The sequence below is a fragment of the Bacillus sp. 5B6 genome, from assembly GCF_000259405.1.
Taxonomy (GTDB): Bacteria; Bacillota; Bacilli; order Bacillales; family Bacillaceae; genus Bacillus; species Bacillus velezensis.
In genome coordinates, this window is the sequence record NZ_AJST01000001.1 from 641,861 (window position 1) to 661,166 (window position 19,306).

At 48.0% G+C, this 19,306-nt stretch carries 15 protein-coding genes; 14 read left to right on the top strand and 1 reads right to left on the bottom strand.

The genetic code is table 11. The annotated features are described in order from the left end of the window. The 12 genes from lpdA to cyoE all read left to right on the top strand — a co-directional run bounded on the left by lpdA (position 1) and on the right by cyoE (position 16,580). Positions 1-1,380 carry a dihydrolipoyl dehydrogenase gene (gene lpdA, locus MY7_RS03065; RefSeq protein ID WP_029325996.1) on the top strand — a complete coding sequence of 460 codons (1,380 nt, stop codon included), beginning with the start codon at positions 1-3 and terminating at the stop codon, positions 1,378-1,380. 106 nt (positions 1,381-1,486) lie between these two features. Further along, positions 1,487-3,295, top strand: coding sequence for a sigma-54-dependent Fis family transcriptional regulator (locus MY7_RS03070; protein ID WP_029325995.1), 1,809 nt, complete (start codon positions 1,487-1,489; stop codon positions 3,293-3,295). Between the two features lie 65 nt (positions 3,296-3,360). Beyond that, the gene (locus tag MY7_RS03075; RefSeq protein ID WP_003155535.1) at positions 3,361-3,543 is read left to right on the top strand and encodes an H-type small acid-soluble spore protein; all 183 of its coding nucleotides are present in this window, start codon (positions 3,361-3,363) and stop codon (positions 3,541-3,543) included. 170 nt (positions 3,544-3,713) lie between these two features. Then, on the top strand, positions 3,714-5,063 hold the full coding sequence (gene glvA, locus MY7_RS03080; RefSeq protein ID WP_007610111.1) for a maltose-6'-phosphate glucosidase: 1,350 nt from the start codon (positions 3,714-3,716) through the stop codon (positions 5,061-5,063). Positions 5,064-5,131: 68 nt separating this feature from the next. Beyond that, complete coding sequence (locus tag MY7_RS03085; RefSeq protein ID WP_007408530.1) at positions 5,132-5,893, top strand: MurR/RpiR family transcriptional regulator; 762 nt, start codon at positions 5,132-5,134, stop codon at positions 5,891-5,893. A 16-nt stretch (positions 5,894-5,909) separates the two neighbouring features. Continuing rightward, positions 5,910-7,496 carry an alpha-glucoside-specific PTS transporter subunit IIBC gene (locus MY7_RS03090; protein WP_029325994.1) on the top strand — a complete coding sequence of 529 codons (1,587 nt, stop codon included), beginning with the start codon at positions 5,910-5,912 and terminating at the stop codon, positions 7,494-7,496. Between the two features lie 175 nt (positions 7,497-7,671). Further along, positions 7,672-9,999 (top strand): peptidase G2 autoproteolytic cleavage domain-containing protein, encoded by a 2,328-nt coding sequence (locus MY7_RS03095; protein WP_029325993.1) that lies wholly within the window; start codon positions 7,672-7,674, stop codon positions 9,997-9,999. Positions 10,000-10,294: 295 nt separating this feature from the next. Further along, positions 10,295-12,028, top strand: a complete 1,734-nt coding sequence (locus tag MY7_RS03100) for an ABC transporter ATP-binding protein (RefSeq protein ID WP_007610118.1) — start codon at positions 10,295-10,297, stop codon at positions 12,026-12,028. Then, positions 12,009-13,826, top strand: a complete 1,818-nt coding sequence (locus MY7_RS03105; RefSeq protein WP_007610119.1) for an ABC transporter ATP-binding protein — start codon at positions 12,009-12,011, stop codon at positions 13,824-13,826. The genes MY7_RS03100 and MY7_RS03105 overlap by 20 nt, the downstream gene beginning before the upstream one ends. 166 nt (positions 13,827-13,992) lie before the next feature. Further along, a complete protein-coding gene (locus tag MY7_RS03110) occupies positions 13,993-14,397 on the top strand; it encodes a DoxX family protein (protein ID WP_007408534.1) in 405 nt (134 codons plus the stop codon). Between the two features lie 16 nt (positions 14,398-14,413). Continuing rightward, positions 14,414-15,271, top strand: a complete 858-nt coding sequence (locus MY7_RS03115) for a VOC family protein (protein WP_007610127.1) — start codon at positions 14,414-14,416, stop codon at positions 15,269-15,271. A 361-nt stretch (positions 15,272-15,632) separates the two neighbouring features. Further along, positions 15,633-16,580: a heme o synthase gene (gene cyoE, locus MY7_RS03120; protein ID WP_007610131.1), complete on the top strand. Its 948-nt coding sequence runs from the start codon at positions 15,633-15,635 to the stop codon at positions 16,578-16,580. Between the two features lie 37 nt (positions 16,581-16,617). Here cyoE and MY7_RS03125 read toward each other — a convergent pair whose 3' ends face one another. After that, complete coding sequence (locus MY7_RS03125) at positions 16,618-17,169, bottom strand: PadR family transcriptional regulator (RefSeq protein ID WP_012117104.1); 552 nt, start codon at positions 17,167-17,169, stop codon at positions 16,618-16,620. A gap of 232 nt (positions 17,170-17,401) precedes the next feature. Here MY7_RS03125 and MY7_RS03130 point away from each other — a divergent pair, with 232 nt between their 5' ends. Continuing rightward, positions 17,402-18,004 (top strand): NAD(P)H-dependent oxidoreductase, encoded by a 603-nt coding sequence (locus MY7_RS03130; RefSeq protein WP_007408540.1) that lies wholly within the window; start codon positions 17,402-17,404, stop codon positions 18,002-18,004. Further along, complete coding sequence (locus MY7_RS03135) at positions 17,995-19,083, top strand: acyltransferase family protein (protein ID WP_007610135.1); 1,089 nt, start codon at positions 17,995-17,997, stop codon at positions 19,081-19,083. The genes MY7_RS03130 and MY7_RS03135 overlap by 10 nt, the downstream gene beginning before the upstream one ends. Positions 19,084-19,306 lie beyond the last annotated feature (223 nt).

Consider the following 19,306-nt stretch of genomic DNA (forward strand, 5'->3'; position numbering starts at 1 on the left):
TTGACACTAGCCATTATCGGCGGCGGGCCTGCCGGATATGCAGCTGCCGTGACTGCCGCGCGGAGGGGAGAAGAAGTCGTTCTGATCGACAAAGGGCCGCTCGGAGGCACTTGTCTCAATGAGGGATGCATCCCGACAAAGTCGCTTTTGGAAAGCGCGAATGTGCTCGATAAAATCAGGCATGCAGATACATTCGGCATCGAACTGCCGCAAAACATTACACTCAATTGGGCCCGCATGCAGGGGCGCAAACGGCAAATCGTCAGCCAGCTCGTGCAGGGAATTCAATACTTAATGAAAGCAAATCAGATTAAAATCATCAGCGGGACAGCTTCATTTCTCACAGAGCAGACATTGCTTGTTGAAGGAGAAGGAGGCGCAAAAGACATTCTGGAAGCAGATCGGATATTGATTGCATCCGGATCTGAACCGGCGGAGCTGCCGTTTGCCCCATTTGACGGCGATTGGGTGATCGACAGCAAAGACGCGCTTTCTTTACAGAAAATCCCTTCTTCCCTGCTTATTGTCGGGGGAGGTGTGATCGGCTGTGAATTTGCCTCTTTATTCAGCCGGTTTAAAACGAAAGTGACGGTGATTGAATCGGCTGACCGGCTGCTTCCGGCAGAAGACGGGGAAATCGCCGCCGTTTTTGAAGACTCTTTAAGAGACAGCGGGGCTGATATTCAGACAAAAGCCGCACTTCAACGGATTGACAAAGAAAGGAAAACCGCCGTGTGGACAAAAGACGGCAAAGAAATTGAGGCTCAGGCTGATCACGTTTTGGTTGCAATCGGGAGAAAACCGCGTTTGCAAGAGCTGAATCTGGAGCAGGCCGGCATCCGCTATTCTCCGCGCGGCATTGAAGTCAATGACCATATGCAGACCAATGTGCCTCATATATACGCATGCGGCGATGCGGCCGGAGGAATGCAGCTCGCGCATGCCGCCATTCATGAAGGAATCACAGCCGCCGCGCATGCCTCGGGAAAGGACAGCAAAGTCAATATGCGGGCGGTGCCCCGCTGTATTTATACATCACCGGAAATGGCCGCTGTCGGGCTGACGGAAACACAGGCGAGAGAGACATACGGAGATGTGAAAATCGGAGAATGCTCATTTTCTGCTAACGGAAAAGCGTTAATTAAACATCAGCATGGCGGCAAAATGAAAATCATTGCCGAACCGGAATTCGGAGAAATCGTCGGCGTGTCAATGATCGGGCCGGACGTGACGGAATTGATCGGTCAGGCGGTCATGATGATGAACGGTGAAATGACGGCGGATATGTCGGAGCACTTTATCGCGGCGCATCCGACTCTGTCAGAAACGCTTCAGGAAGCCCTGCTGAATGTCACCGGACTTGCGGTGCATTCCGTATAACCGGAATACCCTTTCTCAGATGAGAAGGGGTATTTTTCGTTGAAAGCGCTTTATTTTTCCCCTACAATATATGAAAAGATGGTCTGAACAGGGGGGAGCGAATACAATGAATGTCATTCGGAATGATTTTAAAACCTGGAAGCGCTTTGTGAAAGAAGGTGTGCTTGATGAATCCCGTATTCAGAAGCGGGTGGCCGCCTCATGGCACCGCTGCAAAAAAGCCGACGTCAACCCTTATCTCGAAAAGGGGCCGAATGTGATGCCGGCAGATCATTTAGAAAGGCAGGCCGAAAAGCATTCATTATTTTTAGCAGCCTCAATGCCTCATGCAGAAAGAATGAAAACGGCAATGCGGGAAATGGAAATGATGGTCCTCCTGATTGATTCAGACGGCGTTGTCCATTCAGTTGACGGCCACCCGCGCACCATTCATGAAGCGAACCGCATCAATTTCTTAAAAGGCGCCCGCTGGACGGAAACGGCCGTCGGCACGAATGCGATCGGGACGGCTCTTTATACAAATGAGCCGGTCATGATACACGGCTCTGAACATTATTCGCTCGCTTCTCATCAATGGAGCTGTTCCGCCGCGCCGATCCGTTATGAAGACGGGCGGCTGGCGGGTGTCATTGATATTTCCTGCCCCGCCGCCCGCGCTCAGCCGTTTATGCTCGGAATTGCCTCCTCCATCGCTTATACGGCGGAACGGGAGCTTGCCCTAAAGATCAAAATGACAGAACTTGACATGATCAGCAAATTCGCCGGGCTTACCCGGTCTCACGATCCGATCGTGCTTTGCAATGAAATGAGCAAGGTTATCGCTGCAAGCCGTCCCGTTCAGCATTTTACCGGGCATATGCTGCGCGAGCTTGAGGAACAGGGCTTTCACATCAAGCAGGCAAAGCGGGAGGAGAACGGCTTCTCGTGCATTTACTTATCCAAACGAGAAGAAAAGCCGTCTTTTATATTCCATGGTGCGGCAGGCAAAAGCCCGTCATCCCGACATATGCTTCAGCAGCTGGAGCTTGTCGCCCGAACGGACGCAACCGTTTGTCTTACGGGAGAAACCGGGACGGGAAAGGAGGTTGCCGCCCGGGCGATTCATAACAACAGCTCCAGGAAAAACGGCCCGTTTATCGCCGTCAATTGCGGAGCGGTCCCCGAAAAGCTGATTGAAAGCGAACTGTTCGGCTACTCGGAAGGCGCCTTCACCGGGGCCAAACGGAAAGGACATAACGGCGCTTTGCAAAAAGCCGATAGAGGCACGCTTTTCCTCGATGAAATCGGAGAAATATCACACTCCATGCAGGTCGCTCTGTTACGGGTGCTGCAGGAACGGAAAGTCACTCCGGTCGGCGGGACAAAAGAGATTCCCGTTGACATCAGAATCATCACTGCCACCCACACTGATCTGAGACAGCTTGTCGAATGCAAAAAGCTGAGAGAAGATTTATTTTACCGGCTTCACGTCTGTCCGATCCATCTCCCTCCATTAAGAGAACGCACCGAAGACATTCCCGGACTCTTCCTTGAATTTCAGCGAAATCGCGGCTGGCGCGGGGAGCTTCCTGATGACTTTTTAGACCTATTAAAGAGCCGGAAATGGCCGGGGAATATCAGGGAATTGTTTAATGTGTTTGAACGTCTTTCCGTCATGTTCCCGGACGGACGGCTGTCAGAACGCCCCGTTGCAGCCCTGCTTGAAGCGTCAGGTCTTAAAGAGGCGGCCGAGTCTTATGAACAGGAAGAAGCGTCCCTTGTCTCCATCCGGGAGCACATTCAGAAAAACATCATCGTAAACGCGCTTGAATCGGCGAAGGGGAATGTCACGCTGGCCGCCAAAATGGCCGGAATCCCGCGGAGCACGTTTTACAAACGTCTCAAAAAATTCAAACTCACCGCCGGACAATTGTAAGAAACAAGCATACTTCTCTTGGCTGCCGGACACGTTATGTGTGAGGCCTAAAGGAGGTTTGAGACGTGAATACACAGCGTGCGAAAGACATTTCGGAATCCGCCGCCATGGCGTATGTGACGTATGAAGGAGTTCCGATTTATATTCAGCATGTCAACGAAGACAAGGAAACAGCCAGAATTTTTCCGATCGGAAATCCTCAATTTGAGCAGGAAGTGCTGCTTTCTGATTTACAAGAGCATTTTTGAGAATGGGTCTGCTGATGACAGCAGGCCTCTTTCGTACCTGTGGGAACTTTCCCGCTTTTTGAGAAAAATAACTAAAAATGATTAAATGATCTAACTCCTCCAAACCCGGTACAGATCGGACCTTCTCATGATATAAATAAAATGTAAACGTTATCAGAGGAGGGCTTCACATGACAGACAAATCATTCTCAATCGTTATTGCAGGCGGCGGCAGCACATTTACCCCCGGAATTGTATTAATGCTTTTGAATCACCTGGAAGAGTTTCCGATCAGAAAGCTGAAACTTTATGACAATGATAAAGAAAGGCAGGAGCGGATTGCGGGTGCGTGTGAGGTATTCATAAAAGAAAAAGCGCCGGACATTGAATTTTTGGCGACTGATGACCCAGAGACGGCTTTTACGGATGTTGACTTCGTCATGGCGCATATCCGCGTCGGAAAATATGCGATGCGCGCGCTTGATGAACAAATCCCGCTGAAGTACGGCGTGGTCGGCCAGGAAACATGCGGGCCGGGCGGAATCGCATACGGCATGCGCTCTATCGGCGGTGTTCTGGAGATTCTTGATTATATGGAAACGTACTCGCCTGACGCATGGATGCTGAATTACTCCAATCCGGCGGCGATTGTGGCCGAAGCTACACGGCGCCTCAGACCGAATTCAAAAATATTGAACATCTGCGACATGCCGGTCGGAATTGAGGATCGCATGGCGAACATCCTCGGATTATCTTCACGAAAAGAAATGAACGTCCGTTACTACGGCTTGAACCATTTTGGCTGGTGGACGTCCATCACAGACCGGCATGGCAATGATTTAATGCCGAAGCTGAAAGAGCATGTCCGTGAATACGGCTACGTTCCGAAGACAGAGGCCGAACAGACTGAAGCAAGCTGGAATGACACATTCAAAAAAGCGCGCGACGTTCAGGCGGCTGATCCGGATACGCTTCCGAACACATATCTGCAATATTACTTATTCCCGGATGATATGGTGAAAAAATCAAATCCGAACCATACGAGAGCCAACGAAGTCATGGAAGGGCGCGAAGCTTTCATTTTCAGCCAATGCGATATGATTACGCGCGAACAATCATCGGAGAACAGTGAAATTAAAATTGATGATCATGCTTCCTATATCGTCGACCTTGCCCGGGCCATCGCTTACAATACCGGGGAGAGAATGCTGTTAATCGTTGAAAATAACGGCGCGATCGCAAACTTTGATCCATCAGCCATGGTTGAGATTCCTTGTCTCGTAGGTTCAAACGGACCGGAACCGCTCTCAGTCGGGAACATACCGCAATTTCAAAAAGGCCTGATGGAACAGCAGGTGTCTGTCGAAAAACTGACGGCTGAAGCGTGGGAAGAGCGGTCATTTCAAAAGCTGTGGCAGGCGCTGATCCTGTCAAAAACAGTGCCGAATGCCCGTGTGGCAAGACTGATTCTTGAAGATCTGATGGAGGCTAACAAGGACTACTGGCCTGAGCTTGATGTGAGTCCGTCTCCTATTTCCTGATGACAATCTTCCCCGTTTTCTTTATCTGTTATTCTATATAATAGAAAGAAAACGGGGGGATTTTTGGGATGAGTCTTGAAGAACTGGTTAACCAGCATTACGCGAAATTAAATGATAACGATTTTTATATTTTAAAATATATATTGAATCATAAACATACGTGCTATCATCTCGGTATCAATGACATGGCGAAAGCCTGCAATGTCTCTAGGTCTTCCATCCTGCGGCTCGCCCAAAAACTGGGCTTCAGCGGCTACAGTGAATTCCGGGTTTTTCTGAAATGGGAGGATCAGCCTGAAGAGGGCGAGAATATGACGTTTGAAAAGCTGCTGGATGATATTGAAGCCAATGTAAAATACGTGAAGTCAAAAGATATGACGGAGATGTGCCGGCTGATAGATGAAGCAAAACGGATTTTCGTATACGGATCGGGGACGGCTCAGAGGGTGTGCGCCCGTGAGCTGCAGCGGATGTTTGTATCCCGGCGGAAGTATTTGATTTTAATTCAGGACATCACAGAGTTTGATATCATGTGTGATGATTTTAAGGTTGATGACGTATTCATCATTATTTCTTTATCAGGCGAAACCCCCGAATTAATTCCGCAGGTAAGGACCCTGTCCGCAAAGGGAGTTCCGTTTATTTCAATCACCAATCTGAAAAACAACGTACTGGCGCAAACGACGCCGTATAATCTTTATGCGACCAGCAAGCCGGTGACGTTAAGCGATAAAACGGAAATCGTCGCATTTGCCCCGTTTTTTCTGGTGGGCGAAGCGTTATTCCGTGCATATGTTGATTATAAAGAGCTCGAAAATTTTGATAAATAGCGGGAGGTCACGTGAAATGATGCAAAAAGTCCAGCGCTTCGGCAGCGCGATGTTTGTGCCTGTTTTATTATTTGCATTTTCCGGTATTATTGTCGGTCTGAGTACGCTGTTTAAAAATAAAACGCTGATGGGGCCGCTGGCTGATCCTGACGGGCTTTGGTATCAATGCTGGTACGTCATTGAACAGGGCGGCTGGACCGTCTTTAATCAAATGCCGCTCCTGTTTGCGATCGGCATACCTGTCGCCTTAGCGAAAAAAGCGCAGGCGCGGGCCTGTTTGGAAGCGCTTACAGTTTATCTGACATTCAATTACTTTATCAATGCGATTCTGACGGTTTGGGGCGGGGCTTTTCACGTCGATATGAATCAGGAAGCCGGCGGAACGAGCGGGCTGACGATGATCGCCGGCATCAAAACGCTTGATACGAATATTATCGGCGCCATCTTTATTTCATCTATTGTCGTGTATTTGCACAATCGTTATTTTGATAAAAAACTGCCGGATTTCCTGGGGATTTTTCAAGGATCTTCATACATTGTTATCATTTCTTTCTTCATTATGATACCGATTTCACTTGCGGTGGCATACGTATGGCCGATGGTTCAGTCCGGAATCGGCTCGCTGCAAAGTTTTCTCGTTTCTTCCGGGGCGATCGGCGTGTGGATTTACACGTTCCTGGAGCGGATTTTAATTCCGACCGGCCTGCATCATTTTATTTACTCGCCGTTTATTTACGGTCCGGCTGTGGCTGAAGGCGGTATCGTCACCTATTGGGCCCAGCATCTCGGGGAATACTCTCAAAGCGTCAAACCGCTGAAAGAATTGTTCCCGCAGGGGGGCTTCGCGCTTCACGGAAACTCGAAAATCTTCGGCATTCCGGGAATCGCGCTCGCTTTTTACGCCACGGCTTCAAAGGAAAAGAAAAAAATCGTCGCCGGCCTATTGATCCCGGTCACCTTGACGTCCATTGTCGCGGGAATTACAGAGCCGATTGAATTTACATTCCTTTTTATCTCGCCGTTTTTATTTGCGGTTCATGCTTTGCTTGCCGCTTCCATGGCAACCGTCATGTATATGGCCGGCGTCGTCGGAAATATGGGAGGCGGTTTGATCGAAGCTGCGACCTTGAACTGGATCCCGCTGGCGTCAAGTCACGGCTTGACGTATGTATACCAGATCATTATCGGGTTGTGTTTTACCGCTGTTTACTTTTTCGTCTTCCGTTTCCTCATTCTCAAATTCAACATCGCCACACCGGGCAGAGAAAAAGAGGAAGGGCAGGAAACAAAGCTCTATTCGAAAAAGGAGTACAGAGAACGGAAGCAGGCTTCAAAAGAAACAGCGGCGGCAGACGAAACACAGCGGGATACAGCCGCTTTGTATATTGAAGCGCTGGGCGGAAAGGACAATATTACGGAGGTCACCAATTGCGCCACCCGTCTCCGCGTCACTGTCGCTGATGAATCAAAGGTCAAAAGTGACGCCGATTTCAGAGAGCTGGGAGCCCACGGGGTCGTCAGAAAAGGCAGGGCGCTTCAGGTCATTGTCGGATTAGGCGTTCCGCAAATGCGGGAGCGTGTCGAGAAAATATTGAATGGCTAAAATACTGCAGCAGCAGACTATGTGCAGAGCGCTTGTTAATCCGGCGCTCTTTTATGTTTTGAAGAAATGTATGAATTTGTCATACCTTTGCCACCTGTACATGCAGGAGTGAAAACGAAAGACTTCTGTGGTGTTCGGTGTTTTAAACAGCAATTCAAAAATAGGAGGCAAGGCAATGACAAACTATACGACTTTCTTAGGACTTTACAAACCCGATAAAACGGAGGGGATTGAAGTTGAAAGCATTGCTCAAAATTTTGAAGCGATTGACAGCAAAATCGGTGCTGCGCTTAGCAATGGCACGTCAACTTATGAAAATTTAAACGAAAGACTTAACATGTATGAAAACAGATTTGAACATGTGACAGAGCGGAACGTTATGGATTTTGGAGCTAAAGGTGACGGCGTAACAGATGATACACAGGCATTTCATGATGCCATGGCCGACGGAGGTTATGTCGTAACAGTTCCCGCGGGTGTATTCAGAACATCGGGATTGTTTGTTCCTTCAAATACAATGCTTGTCGGAGCAGGCAAGAAAAGAACGGTCATTAAATTATTAGACGAAACACCGGTCGGCCATTCTGTTCTGACCAACAGTGATTATACGAACGGTAATGAAAATATTTACGTCGGCCATCTCACGCTTGACTGGAACAAGGATACGCGTCCTGCCGGCTGGAAGATTCCGAAAGGTCCCACTTCAAGCTGTTTGCTTTTTGCGAATGTTGACTATTCTTTTGTTGAGCATGTGTTTGCGAAGAACGCCGGCCTGCACGGCTTTGATTCCACGAGCCCGAACTATAACAGACATGGAGAAAAAGATGATCCAACTTATTATCAGCCCAACGGCTGTAACTTTGTAACGTTTTCACATTGTGAAGCAACAGGGTCCGGGGATGATAACTTTACTTGTCACTTTGGGAAACACACGACTTTCAGTCATTGCCTCTCTTATCATCCTATGGGGCTAAACGATGGAACTTCTAACACGAACTGTTTTGAAATTGATGACGGCTCTCAAGACGTAATGATTGATAGTTGTATCTCAATTGGAGGAGTCCGAGGCTTTGAGATTAAAGCACACGGTTATGCACCGGCTGCGAAGAGAGTGCAGCTTGTTAACTGTCGCGCATACGAAAATGCCATTGGATATAGCATTCGCCATATCGGTCACCATACAGCAAGCGATCCTCAGTCAGCGACAGCCCATGATGTGCAGCTTGCGAATTGTATCGCATATAACCCTAAACCGAATGATCTTTACAAAGGGGCGGGTCCAAACGCGTTGCAAATCTCCGGATATGATGGTGTGAGTGTTGTGAATTTCCATGCTGTTTGTGATGATAGTTCAATTGATTATAAGGGTAATTCGGTAGTCAGCGTATTTTATAAAGGACGCTTAATTAGCTTAAAGAATATAACCATTCGCGGATTTAAGACTGCAGACAATGACTTATATATTGTCGGCGGGGATAACTCAGTAGGGAAAGTAATGGTGGATGGTGTCACCTTGATTGACTCCGGAAAAAAAGGAGTTGCATTTGGCAGCGGAATGTACGAGTCTGTTGTTAGTAATGTTTGGGGACAGAGATCTCCAAAAAATAATAGCGGGACAGTTGGAATTTATTCCTCAGATCCAGATCTTAATGTATCCAATTGTGATTTTTCAGGTTATGAAACTGACTTTAACATTGGAGGAGCAGTCACTCCTTATTTCTTATTCAAACATAAAGGAAGCGGAGTCATTGGCTCCCGTGAATCTCACGCTACAGGCAATAATAATTTTGTGGCTGGTTCTGTTCGGGGAAGAGCAACCGGAGCGGCTCAATCTTCAGTGCTTTCTTCGTACAATACAATTAATCCGAATTCAGATTCTGTAGCACTTGGCTGGGGTGCCGGCAGCACTCCGTCATCAGCCAACAGAAAGATTGAGCTTCACGCAAAAGAAGGAACAATTAAGGCTGCGGGAGGCGTAACAGGTTCCTCGACATTCTCTGACTACGCCGAGTATTTTGAAAGCCTGAGAGGGGAAAAGATTCCGACGGGAACACTTGTCACACTTGAAGGTGATAAGATCAGACCGGCTGAAAAAGGTGATCTCATGCTTGGGGTCATTTCCGAGACCGCCGGAGTGATTCTTGGCGAGTCGAGTTTTCACTGGTCGGGACGATACGTAAAGAATGAATTTGGCGGCTATGTTTATGAAGAACAGAAAGATGCGAACGGCCATACGGTCATGGCGCCAAAGGAAAATCCGGACTTTCGGCCTGAAGAAGACTACGCTTCAAGAGAAGAGAGAGACGAGTGGAACATTGTCGGACTCATCGGCCAGGTATATGTCAGATGCGATGAGACTGTGAAACCGGGAGATTTTATTCACGCTCATAACGGGATTGCAACAAAATCTGATGCTTCAAACCAGCGCTGGCAGGTCATGAAAGTGATCAATGAGTTTGATGCTGATAAAGGATTCGGGGTCGCTCTCGTTTTCATTCGTTAAATGAAATGACAAAGCATAAATGACCATCCTGAATAGCGGACGCCTTTTTAAAGGCTCCGCTAATTCATTTTAAAATCAAGGCTCCGATTCAAAAGCTGGTAATAAGAAAAGATAAGACAGCCTCCATATATCTGCACGCCTCATTCCTTCAATTTTTATCCTCAATGATTTCCGTTTTTTTTACACAAAGTACATAATAAAAGTGCGAGTCCAAGGGTTAATCCTTTATTCATTTAAGACAAACAAATAAAATAAATATACATACATATTGAACAAAGGATTTGGAGGCTTACACATGTCAAAGGCTTTATCATATGTAAAACCGTATTCTCTTTTGGCGGGAATCGCTCTGTTTTTCATGCTCATCGAGCTTGCGGTAGAGCTGATACAGCCCCTGCTGATCGGGAAAATCATTGACGAAGGAATTTTAAAGCAGGATCTCGGTACGGTTTGGCTGTGGGGCGGCGTGATGATCGGACTGACCGCTGTTTCATTCGCATCGGGCATTTTAAATTCATTCTACTCCGCCCACATCAGCCAGAGCTATGCGTATGATATGCGAAAAGGGCTTTTTCAAAAAATTCAATCCTTCTCTTATTCGACGTTTGCGCAATTCTCATCCACATCGTTTATCACCCGGCTGACAAACGATGTGACACAGGTCCAGAATATGCTTTTCATGAGTCTCCGGTTTATGCTTCGTGCGCCGTTAATGATCGCGGGCGGCATTATTCTCTCGCTGACCGTCAATGCGAAACTCGGGTTTTTTCTGCTGATCACGGTGCCGATTTTGCTTTTGTTTTTGCTGTGGGTGCTGAAAAGAGGAGGCGCGCTGTTTCGGTCTGTGCAAAAGCGGCTTGATCAGGTCAACACGATCATGCAGGAAAACCTGACGGCGATCAAACTGATTAAAGCGCTCCTCCGTGCAAACCACGAAGTGAAACGGTTTTTGAAATCGAATACGAAGCTGATGGAAAAAACGGTCTCCGCTTTTCGTCTCGTGGAAGCGGCGATGCCGATTTTAATGCTGCTGATGAACATTTGCATTTTGTTTATCTTATGGTTCGGCGCCAAAAGCATTGCTCAGGGCGGAGCGCAGGTCGGCGATGTCGTTTCTGTCATTAACTATGCGACGCGGATTACAGGCGCGCTGTCCGTCCTTCCTTTTCTCATCATGGTATTTTCCCGGGCGAAGGCTTCCGGAGAAAGAATCGGCGAGGTGCTGGAAACAGAAGGCGGCGAGGGAACGGGGCAGGACCCGGCACGGGCACTTGCAGGCGGGATTGAGTTTCGCGAAGTGTCCTTCCGCTATCCGGGCATGGAAAAAGACGCGCTGCATCACGTGTCCTTTTCTGCCAGCCCAAAAGAGACGGTTGCCATTATGGGCGCGACAGGCTCAGGAAAATCAACGCTTTTTCAGCTGATTCCGCGCCTGTACACGGCTGATTCGGGCAGTATTTTCATAGACGGCAAACCGATCGGTGAATTCTCCGCTTGCGGGCTGCGCAGGGAAATCGGCTATGTTCCGCAGGAAGTGCTTCTGTTTTCGGGCACCATCCGTGAAAATATCGCCTGGGGGCGGGAGGATGCTTCACTAGATGAAGTAATGGAAGCGGCCAAAGACGCGCAAATCCATGAAACAATTATGAAGCTGTCAAACGGATACGACACGGTGCTGGGACAGCGGGGCGTCAATTTGTCAGGCGGGCAGAAGCAGCGGATTTCCATCGCACGCGCTTTTATCAGAAAGCCGTCCCTCCTGCTGTTAGATGACAGTACGAGCGCGCTCGATCTTCAGACGGAAGCGAAGCTTTTACAAGCGATCAGATCCTATGAATGCACGACACTGATTATTACGCAGAAAATAACGACTGCAATGAAGGTTGACACCATCTTATTGCTTGAAGACGGCGAACTGCTGGCCAAAGGCACGCACAAAGAGCTGATGGCACAGTCTCATCTGTATCGGCAGATTTATGAATCACAATTCGGAAAGGAGGGAGCTGACAATGCAAAAAGACATTCGTAAACCTTTCCGATATCCGAAAATACCGCTCAAATCGAATGAAGGCGGCAGAAAACGCGCGAAAGCAAAAGATACAAAAGGCACGCTGCGCAGAATCTGGTCTTATGTAGCCGAGAAAAAAGGGCTTTTAACCCTTGTGATCATCATGGTAGTCATAAGCGCCATATTCGGCCTGCTCGGACCGTTCGTCATCGGGAAAGCGATTGATCATTTTATCGTCGGACAGACGACAGACGGATTGGCGGGGGTGCTGTTCATCCTGTTTGGGATTTACCTCGTGCAATCATTGTCCTTATGGTTTCAAAACTATTGGATGATCAATATCTCGCAAAGCACCGTGTTTAAAATGCGGAGCGAGCTGTTTACCCATCTCCATGAGCTGCCGATTCCGTTTTTTGATAAACAGCGGCTCGGGGACTTAATGAGCCGGGTCACCAATGATATCGAAAATGTCAGCTCCACTTTAAATACATCCGTCATTCAAGTGCTGTCGAGCGTCATTACATTCGTCGGCACAATCTCCGTCATGCTGTACATGAGTCCGCTTTTAACATTGATCACGCTTTTGATTATTCCGATCATGCTTTTGAGCATTAAATGGATCACCAACCGGACGGGACTCCTGTTTAAACAGCAGCAGAAAAACCTCGGCGAGCTGAACGGTTTTATTGAAGAGTCGATATCAGGGGCGAAGGTCATTAAAGCCTACTCGAGGGAAGACCGCGTCATGGAGCAATTTTTAGAAAAAAACGCGGCGTTACAATCATCGGGGTTTTGGGCGCAGACAATTTCGGGATTCATTCCGAAAGTCATGAACTCTTTAAACAATTTAAGCTTTACGATTATAGCGGCGGTCGGCGGGCTGTTTGCGCTGAAGGGGTGGATTTCGATCGGTTCCATCGTCGTATTCGCCGAATACTCGCGGCAGTTCACGCGCCCTTTAAATGATTTAGCCAATCAGTTCAATACGATGTTATCGGCCATCGCCGGGGCTGAGCGGGTGTTTGACGTGCTGGATGAAAAAGAGGAGCGGGAAGATGAAGAGCATGCGCTGTACCAGCCGATCAAAACGGGAGAGATTGAATTCCGAGATGTCTCCTTCGGCTATCAGGAAGACAGCCCGATCTTAAAACATCTGTCCTTCAGCGTTCCGAAAGGACAGTCAATCGCCTTCGTCGGACCGACCGGAGCGGGTAAAACAACCGTTACGAGCCTGATCGCCCGTTTTTACGAGCCGAATAACGGGAAAATCCTCATCGACGGAACGGACATCAAAAAACTGACGAGATCCAGTCTGAGAAAAAACATGGGGTTTGTCCTGCAGGATTCCTTTCTCTTTCAGGGCACAATCAGGGAAAATATCCGTTACGGCCGTCTGGATGCATCTGATCAAGAGGTGGAAGCAGCCGCAAAAGCCGCCAATGCCCACGGATTCATCGAACGGCTCCCGAAAGGCTACGATACCGTCCTTACCCAAAACGGCGCGGGCATCAGCCAAGGACAAAAACAGCTTATTTCCATCGCGAGAGCTGTGCTGGCGGACCCGGTGCTGCTCATTTTGGATGAAGCGACGAGCAACATTGATACGGTGACGGAAGTGAAAATACAAGAAGCGCTCGGCCGTTTAATGGCGGGCAGAACAAGCGTCATCATCGCTCACAGGCTGAACACGATTCAAAAAGCCGATCAGATTCTTGTGCTGAAAGACGGCGAAATGGCTGAAAAAGGAACCCATGCCGAACTTCTCAGCCAGAACGGGTTTTACCGGGAATTATATGAAAGCCAGTTCCGGGAATCATAGATAGGGAAAAAGACCTCCGACAGAGTGCGGAGGTCTTTTTTTGCGAAGGCAAATAGTACTTTTAAGTTATTTTCGTTAAATGTAACAAAATTACTTGACGTAAATAAGTTATGTATATATACTAGCTTACATAAAGTAAGTGATAATAATTTTCAAGGAGGATTTTATGAATAAATCATTCGAAACAGGAACACTGCTTTTAAGGGTTGTAACAGGTATTATCTTTTTTGTTCACGGTTTATCCAAGTTTCAAGGGTTGGAAGGAACTACGCAATTTTTCCAGAGCATCGGGATTCCGGCCTTTATGGTCTATGTCATCGCGACGATTGAGCTTGTCGGCGGGGTTCTGATCTTTTTCGGCTTGGCAACGCGCATTATCGGCGTTCTGTTTGCCGTCACATTAGTCGGCGCCATCTTCACGGCGAAGCTTTCCTCACCATTCATGGGCGGATCGGAATTTGATTTCATCTTACTGGTTGCGTCAATTCACTTAGCGCTTTCAGGAAGCCGTCTGCTTTCATTGGATCAGCTCCTTTTCAAATCAAAAAAGGGAGAAACTTTTTCAGCATAAGAAAGAAGGCGTTCAAATGACCGGTATTCATCAAGATACGGCAATCGGCTATGTCAAATTGACCATTAAAAATATGGAACGCTCGCTCGGCTTTTACCGGAATGTGATCGGCTTTCAAGTCATCTCGCAGACAGATCGTTCAGCAAGACTGTCAGCAGACGGAAAACGCGTCCTGCTGGTGCTTGAAGAAAATCCAAGCGCCGTCGTTCTGCCGGAGCGGTCTGTCACCGGCCTTTACCATTTCGCGATACTTCTGCCTGACCGGAAAGAACTCGGCATCGCATTAGCCCGGCTGATTGAAAACGGCATCGCGCTCGGTCAGGGGGATCACGCGGTCAGTGAGGCTCTTTACCTGTCTGATCCGGACGGCAACGGTATTGAAATATACGCCGATCGTCCCCGCAGCACGTGGCGCCGGGATGCAGAGGGCAATTATGTCATGCAAACGGCGCCCGTGGATGTGGACGGGCTTTTGGAAGAAGCCGGAGCTGAACGGAAAAGCCGTCTCCCAGAAGGAACTGTTATCGGCCACATCCATCTTCATGTGACGGACTTACAGGAAGCCAAAGCGTTTTACACCGATATTCTCGGTTTTGACATTGTCGGCAATTACGCGGGCATGTCCGCTCTGTTTGTTTCGGCGGGAGGGTATCACCATCACATCGGTTTGAATATATGGGCCGGAAAACATGCGCCGCCGAAACCGGGAAACGCAAGCGGGCTGGATTATTACACCATCGCGCTGCCGCATCAAAAAGAGCTGTTACGTGTGACGAAAGCGCTGACCGATGCCGGCTTTGAGATCGAAGAAAAAGAAGAGGGCGTATTCGTCAAAGACCCTGTATCAGGGGCGGATATCGCATTTACACTGTAAGAAACAAACCTTGCCGTCTAATCGGCAAGGTTTTTATTTTTCTGAAGTTTTTCTTGAAAAGGCTCGGGAAAGAACGTCTGTGACTGAAGAGAGCGAACATCTCAGTGAGGCGCAAAAATGACGCCTGGAGCCCGCCATCGCCGGCCCAAGCTCAGAGCATCCGCTGGATTGAAAACTATGTCCGTTCAGCGGATCAGGGAGCTGTATGGGCAGACTTTGAATAGAAAAAAGCAAAAGCCGCATCTGGTCACAAGATGCGGCTTTTCATATACAATTTACAATTGTGTGAAAAATGCCCAAAATAAATTGTACTTCCTGATTCTTCCTGATATGATAAGCCGAAAAAGGAGAACCTGAACAAATGAATTCAAATGCAGCACAGACGGAACAGCCGATGAAGCGTAACGGAAACCGGGTGACGGTCAAGGACTTTATCATTCTTGCCAAACCGGGGATTATCATCTCAAATTCACTCGCCGCATTGGGCGGATTTTGGATCGCATGGCTTCAGTCAGAAAGGACGGGCGGAGGACCCGGTATATTTGCCGCCATGGCGGTTGCCATGATCGGAACGGCGTTAGTCATGGCATCAAGCACTGTTTTTAATAACTTCTTTGACCGCGGCATGGACGCAAAGATGGCGCGAACCCGCACCCGCGCAAGCGTCACGGGGAGAATACCGCCGCCGGCCATGATCCTGTACGGCACATGCCTCGGCGCATGCGGATTCATCATGCTTGCTTCGCTTAATGTACTGACCGCCGTTCTTGGCCTGCTTGCATTTTTGCTGTATGCCGTCGTTTATACGCTTTGGTTTAAAAGACAATCCGTCTGGAGCACATTTGTCGGCAGCCTTCCGGGGGCGGCTCCGCCTTTAATCGGTTATTGCGCGCTGACCGGGTACATTGATATGCCCGCGATTTTGTTATACGCGATTCTGTTTTTGTGGCAGCCGCCGCATTTCTGGGCGATCGGAATCAGGCGAAAGGAAGAGTATCGTGCCGCCGGCATTCCGCTTTTGCCGATTATAAAAGGCAATCGCGTCACAAAAATAAAAATGCTGCGCTATATTGCCGTTCTGACTGCGGTTTCGCTGCTCGTTCCTCTATATATAGACGTCAGCCCGTTTTATACCGCGTCCGCTCTTCTGCTCGGGGCTATCTGGCTGTACCGGAGCGTCAAAGGCTTTCAGGCGGCGGATGACACGCAATGGTCGAAGGGGATGTTTTTTTATTCGATTGTGTATTTCAGTCTGCTTTTTCTTATTTTAATGGCTGATTCGTTTATCAATGCGGTTCTCAGAACGTAAACAGGCGGCTTGCAGATACAGAGCCGCCCCGTTTTGTTTATGCTTTTTTGATGAGAGCCAAAATATCTTCAAGCCAGGAAATATAATTCCGTTCCCGCTCAAGCGCTTTTGTCAGCACGAGATAATGGCCGAAATCAGGAGAAGAAAATGAATCCGCCTCCGCAGACGATGTCATCAGTTCTTGATAACTGTTTTCCAGATCGGACAATTTCTCCTTCCGCTTTACGAGCTGATCGGTGAATAGCTCATCCGCTTCTTCCTGCGTCAACGCTGAGATGAAATAAGCCTTCAGCATAAATTCATCCTTCACCGTTTCCGGAATCGGGTCTTTTTTCGTCAGCCAGGCAGCAAGCTCCAGCTCTCCCTTGTCAGTCAGCGTGTACATTTTTTTCTCAAGCTTTGTTCCTTGAATCGCAGTGCGAAACGTAATAAATCCCTCAGCCGTCAGTTTTTTTAATTCCGGATAAATCTGGCTGTGCTTTGCGCTCCAAAACTGGCCGAGCTCTTCCTTAAAATAGCTCGATATATCATATCCGCTCAATTCGCCTTTTCGCAAAAGCCCTAAAATCGCGTACTTTAAAATTCTCATGTTGTCCTCCAAGCCATTCATTTGACAGCTAGTATACCATACGGCCGCTCAAAAACGCAGAAGTGCCGGATGCTTGTAATTGAATCTGCGGCGGCAAAATCAGCGAAAATATGCAGAAAGAGGTTATTGAAACGGCAGCGGAACTGGAAAAAGCCTTTCTCATGTCTTTGCCTCATTCATATGACATCATGATATAATAATTGTAAAAATTAAGAAATACTGGGAGGGACATATGAAGACGGTGATTGTGTATGCAAACCCGGATGAGAACAGTTTCAATGCGGCTCTCGTAAAATACGTCGTCATGGCTTTAAAGGACAGCGGCCAAAGCTATACGGTCATTGACTTATACGCCGACCAATTTGATCCCGTGCTGAAGTACGGCGGCGAAAAAAAGCGCTCTGACATGAACCGGGACGCTGAAACGAAGAAATACCGGAAACTGATGAAAGAAGCGGATCATCTCATTTTCATCTACCCGCTGTGGTGGGGAGGCGTTCCGGCGATTATGAAAGGCTTTTTTGACAGAGTGCTTGTCGCCGGAGAAGCCTACACATATGAAAACGGCCGCGTAAAAGGACTGCTCCGGGCAGAGACGGCACAGGTCTTTTATACGGCGGATTCCCCGGGCTGGTACTTAAAGTGGTTCCGGAAAAACTCGGACTGGATTACGCTGAAAAAAGGCATTCTGCAATTTTGCGGCATTCAAAAAGCCGAGCGGAACCTTTTTTCTGTCGTTAAAACGAGCACACCCGAGCTGCGGGAAAAATGGCTGCGCCAAGCATACGCTAAAGTCCGGCGCGCTTGTGAAAAAGGAGCGGCCGCATGCAGATAAAAGAAATTTTCGTGATTCGCTGCCTGTCCTGTTTAAGTGTGGTTCTGCTTCATGCAGTTTCAATGGTGCTGATGATTCAGGAAGAGTCCTTAGTCAGTGCCGCCCATACGGTTGATGCTTTTCGGACCCTGTTGATGTTCAGCACGCCGGCGTTTATCTTTATTTCGGAATTTCTGCTTGCCAGGTCATACCCGGGAGGCGTTCCCGCGGGTTTTTTAAAGAAAAGGGGCAAAGTCATTTTCGTGCCGTTTCTGTTTATTGCCGCGGTGGATGCTATTTTAATGAAAAGCGTGGCGGAAGAAGGAGCCGGATTCGTTTCAGTGATCGGTAAATTTTTAGAAAATGTGTTTTTAGGAAACTTCATCGGCTACTTCATTCTTGTGATCTTTCAATTTTACATTCTCCATATGCTGCTGCACCGCTGGCTGAATAACACATCTCCCGTGTGGGTGCTGTCTGTTTCGTTTATCATCAACGCCGTCTATCTGGCTTACTTTTCCATCGTTCATCCGCCGGCATCATCGGGGCTTGATTCTATTTTTCCGTTCTTTTGGGTTCCGTTTCCGGGCTGGGTGTTTTATTTCTGTCTGGCATTTTATTGCGGAAAGGAATATCCGCGTTTTTTAGCGCTCATCAATCAGTACCGTTATGCGGTTTACTCCAGTGCGGCCGTATCGGCAATATTGATTGTGGCCGTTTCATATATCAGCGGCGGCTCCATTTCCTCTAAGCGTCCGGATATTATGATTTACGCGGTCAGTATGATCTTTCTGTGTTTTCATCTGTTTTCAAAGCTCAAAAAAGTGCCCGCGATTGTGATGATGATCAGCAACTATTCGTTTTCAATCTATCTGCTGCACTCCTACTTTTTAATCAGCGGATATCTTCTGGAAGGCTATTTGCGGTCAATGCCTTTGCCGGCTGCCATCCTTCTGCTGTTTTTGATCTGCACGCTCGGTCCCATTTTCGTATCTTGGGTGTGCAACCATTTCAGATACGGATACCTGTTTGTCGGGAAAGTGTATCAGCCGAAGCAGACCAAAAGAAATACGGCGGCGCATCAAGGCCGCACAGTCTGAAAAAAAGGCGGCGTTTCGGCCGCCTTTTTGATATGGGTCCGCCTTATCCGGCACGAGGACGGATAGTTGTACATCCTGCAAACGAAACCCCCGCCTGCGGCCGTTTTGACGGATGCATTTATGACAAAATAACGCCATCGATTTTCTCCCTTGTGAAGACCGATATATTGTATACTTATAGGAAATACTTTCATAAAAAGTGAAAAAGAGAAAAACTGTGAGC

Coding starts and splice junctions, on each gene's coding strand:
- MY7_RS03070 (WP_029325995.1), top strand. CDS start 1,487: ATGAATGTCATTCGGAATGATTTTAAAACCTGGAAGCGCTTTGTGAAA.
- glvA (WP_007610111.1), top strand. CDS start 3,714: ATGACAGACAAATCATTCTCAATCGTTATTGCAGGCGGCGGCAGCACA.
- MY7_RS03085 (WP_007408530.1), top strand. CDS start 5,132: ATGAGTCTTGAAGAACTGGTTAACCAGCATTACGCGAAATTAAATGAT.
- MY7_RS03090 (WP_029325994.1), top strand. CDS start 5,910: ATGATGCAAAAAGTCCAGCGCTTCGGCAGCGCGATGTTTGTGCCTGTT.
- MY7_RS03095 (WP_029325993.1), top strand. CDS start 7,672: ATGACAAACTATACGACTTTCTTAGGACTTTACAAACCCGATAAAACG.
- MY7_RS03100 (WP_007610118.1), top strand. CDS start 10,295: ATGTCAAAGGCTTTATCATATGTAAAACCGTATTCTCTTTTGGCGGGA.
- MY7_RS03105 (WP_007610119.1), top strand. CDS start 12,009: ATGCAAAAAGACATTCGTAAACCTTTCCGATATCCGAAAATACCGCTC.
- MY7_RS03110 (WP_007408534.1), top strand. CDS start 13,993: ATGAATAAATCATTCGAAACAGGAACACTGCTTTTAAGGGTTGTAACA.
- MY7_RS03115 (WP_007610127.1), top strand. CDS start 14,414: ATGACCGGTATTCATCAAGATACGGCAATCGGCTATGTCAAATTGACC.
- cyoE (WP_007610131.1), top strand. CDS start 15,633: ATGAATTCAAATGCAGCACAGACGGAACAGCCGATGAAGCGTAACGGA.
- MY7_RS03125 (WP_012117104.1), bottom strand. CDS start 17,169: ATGAGAATTTTAAAGTACGCGATTTTAGGGCTTTTGCGAAAAGGCGAA.
- MY7_RS03130 (WP_007408540.1), top strand. CDS start 17,402: ATGAAGACGGTGATTGTGTATGCAAACCCGGATGAGAACAGTTTCAAT.
- MY7_RS03135 (WP_007610135.1), top strand. CDS start 17,995: ATGCAGATAAAAGAAATTTTCGTGATTCGCTGCCTGTCCTGTTTAAGT.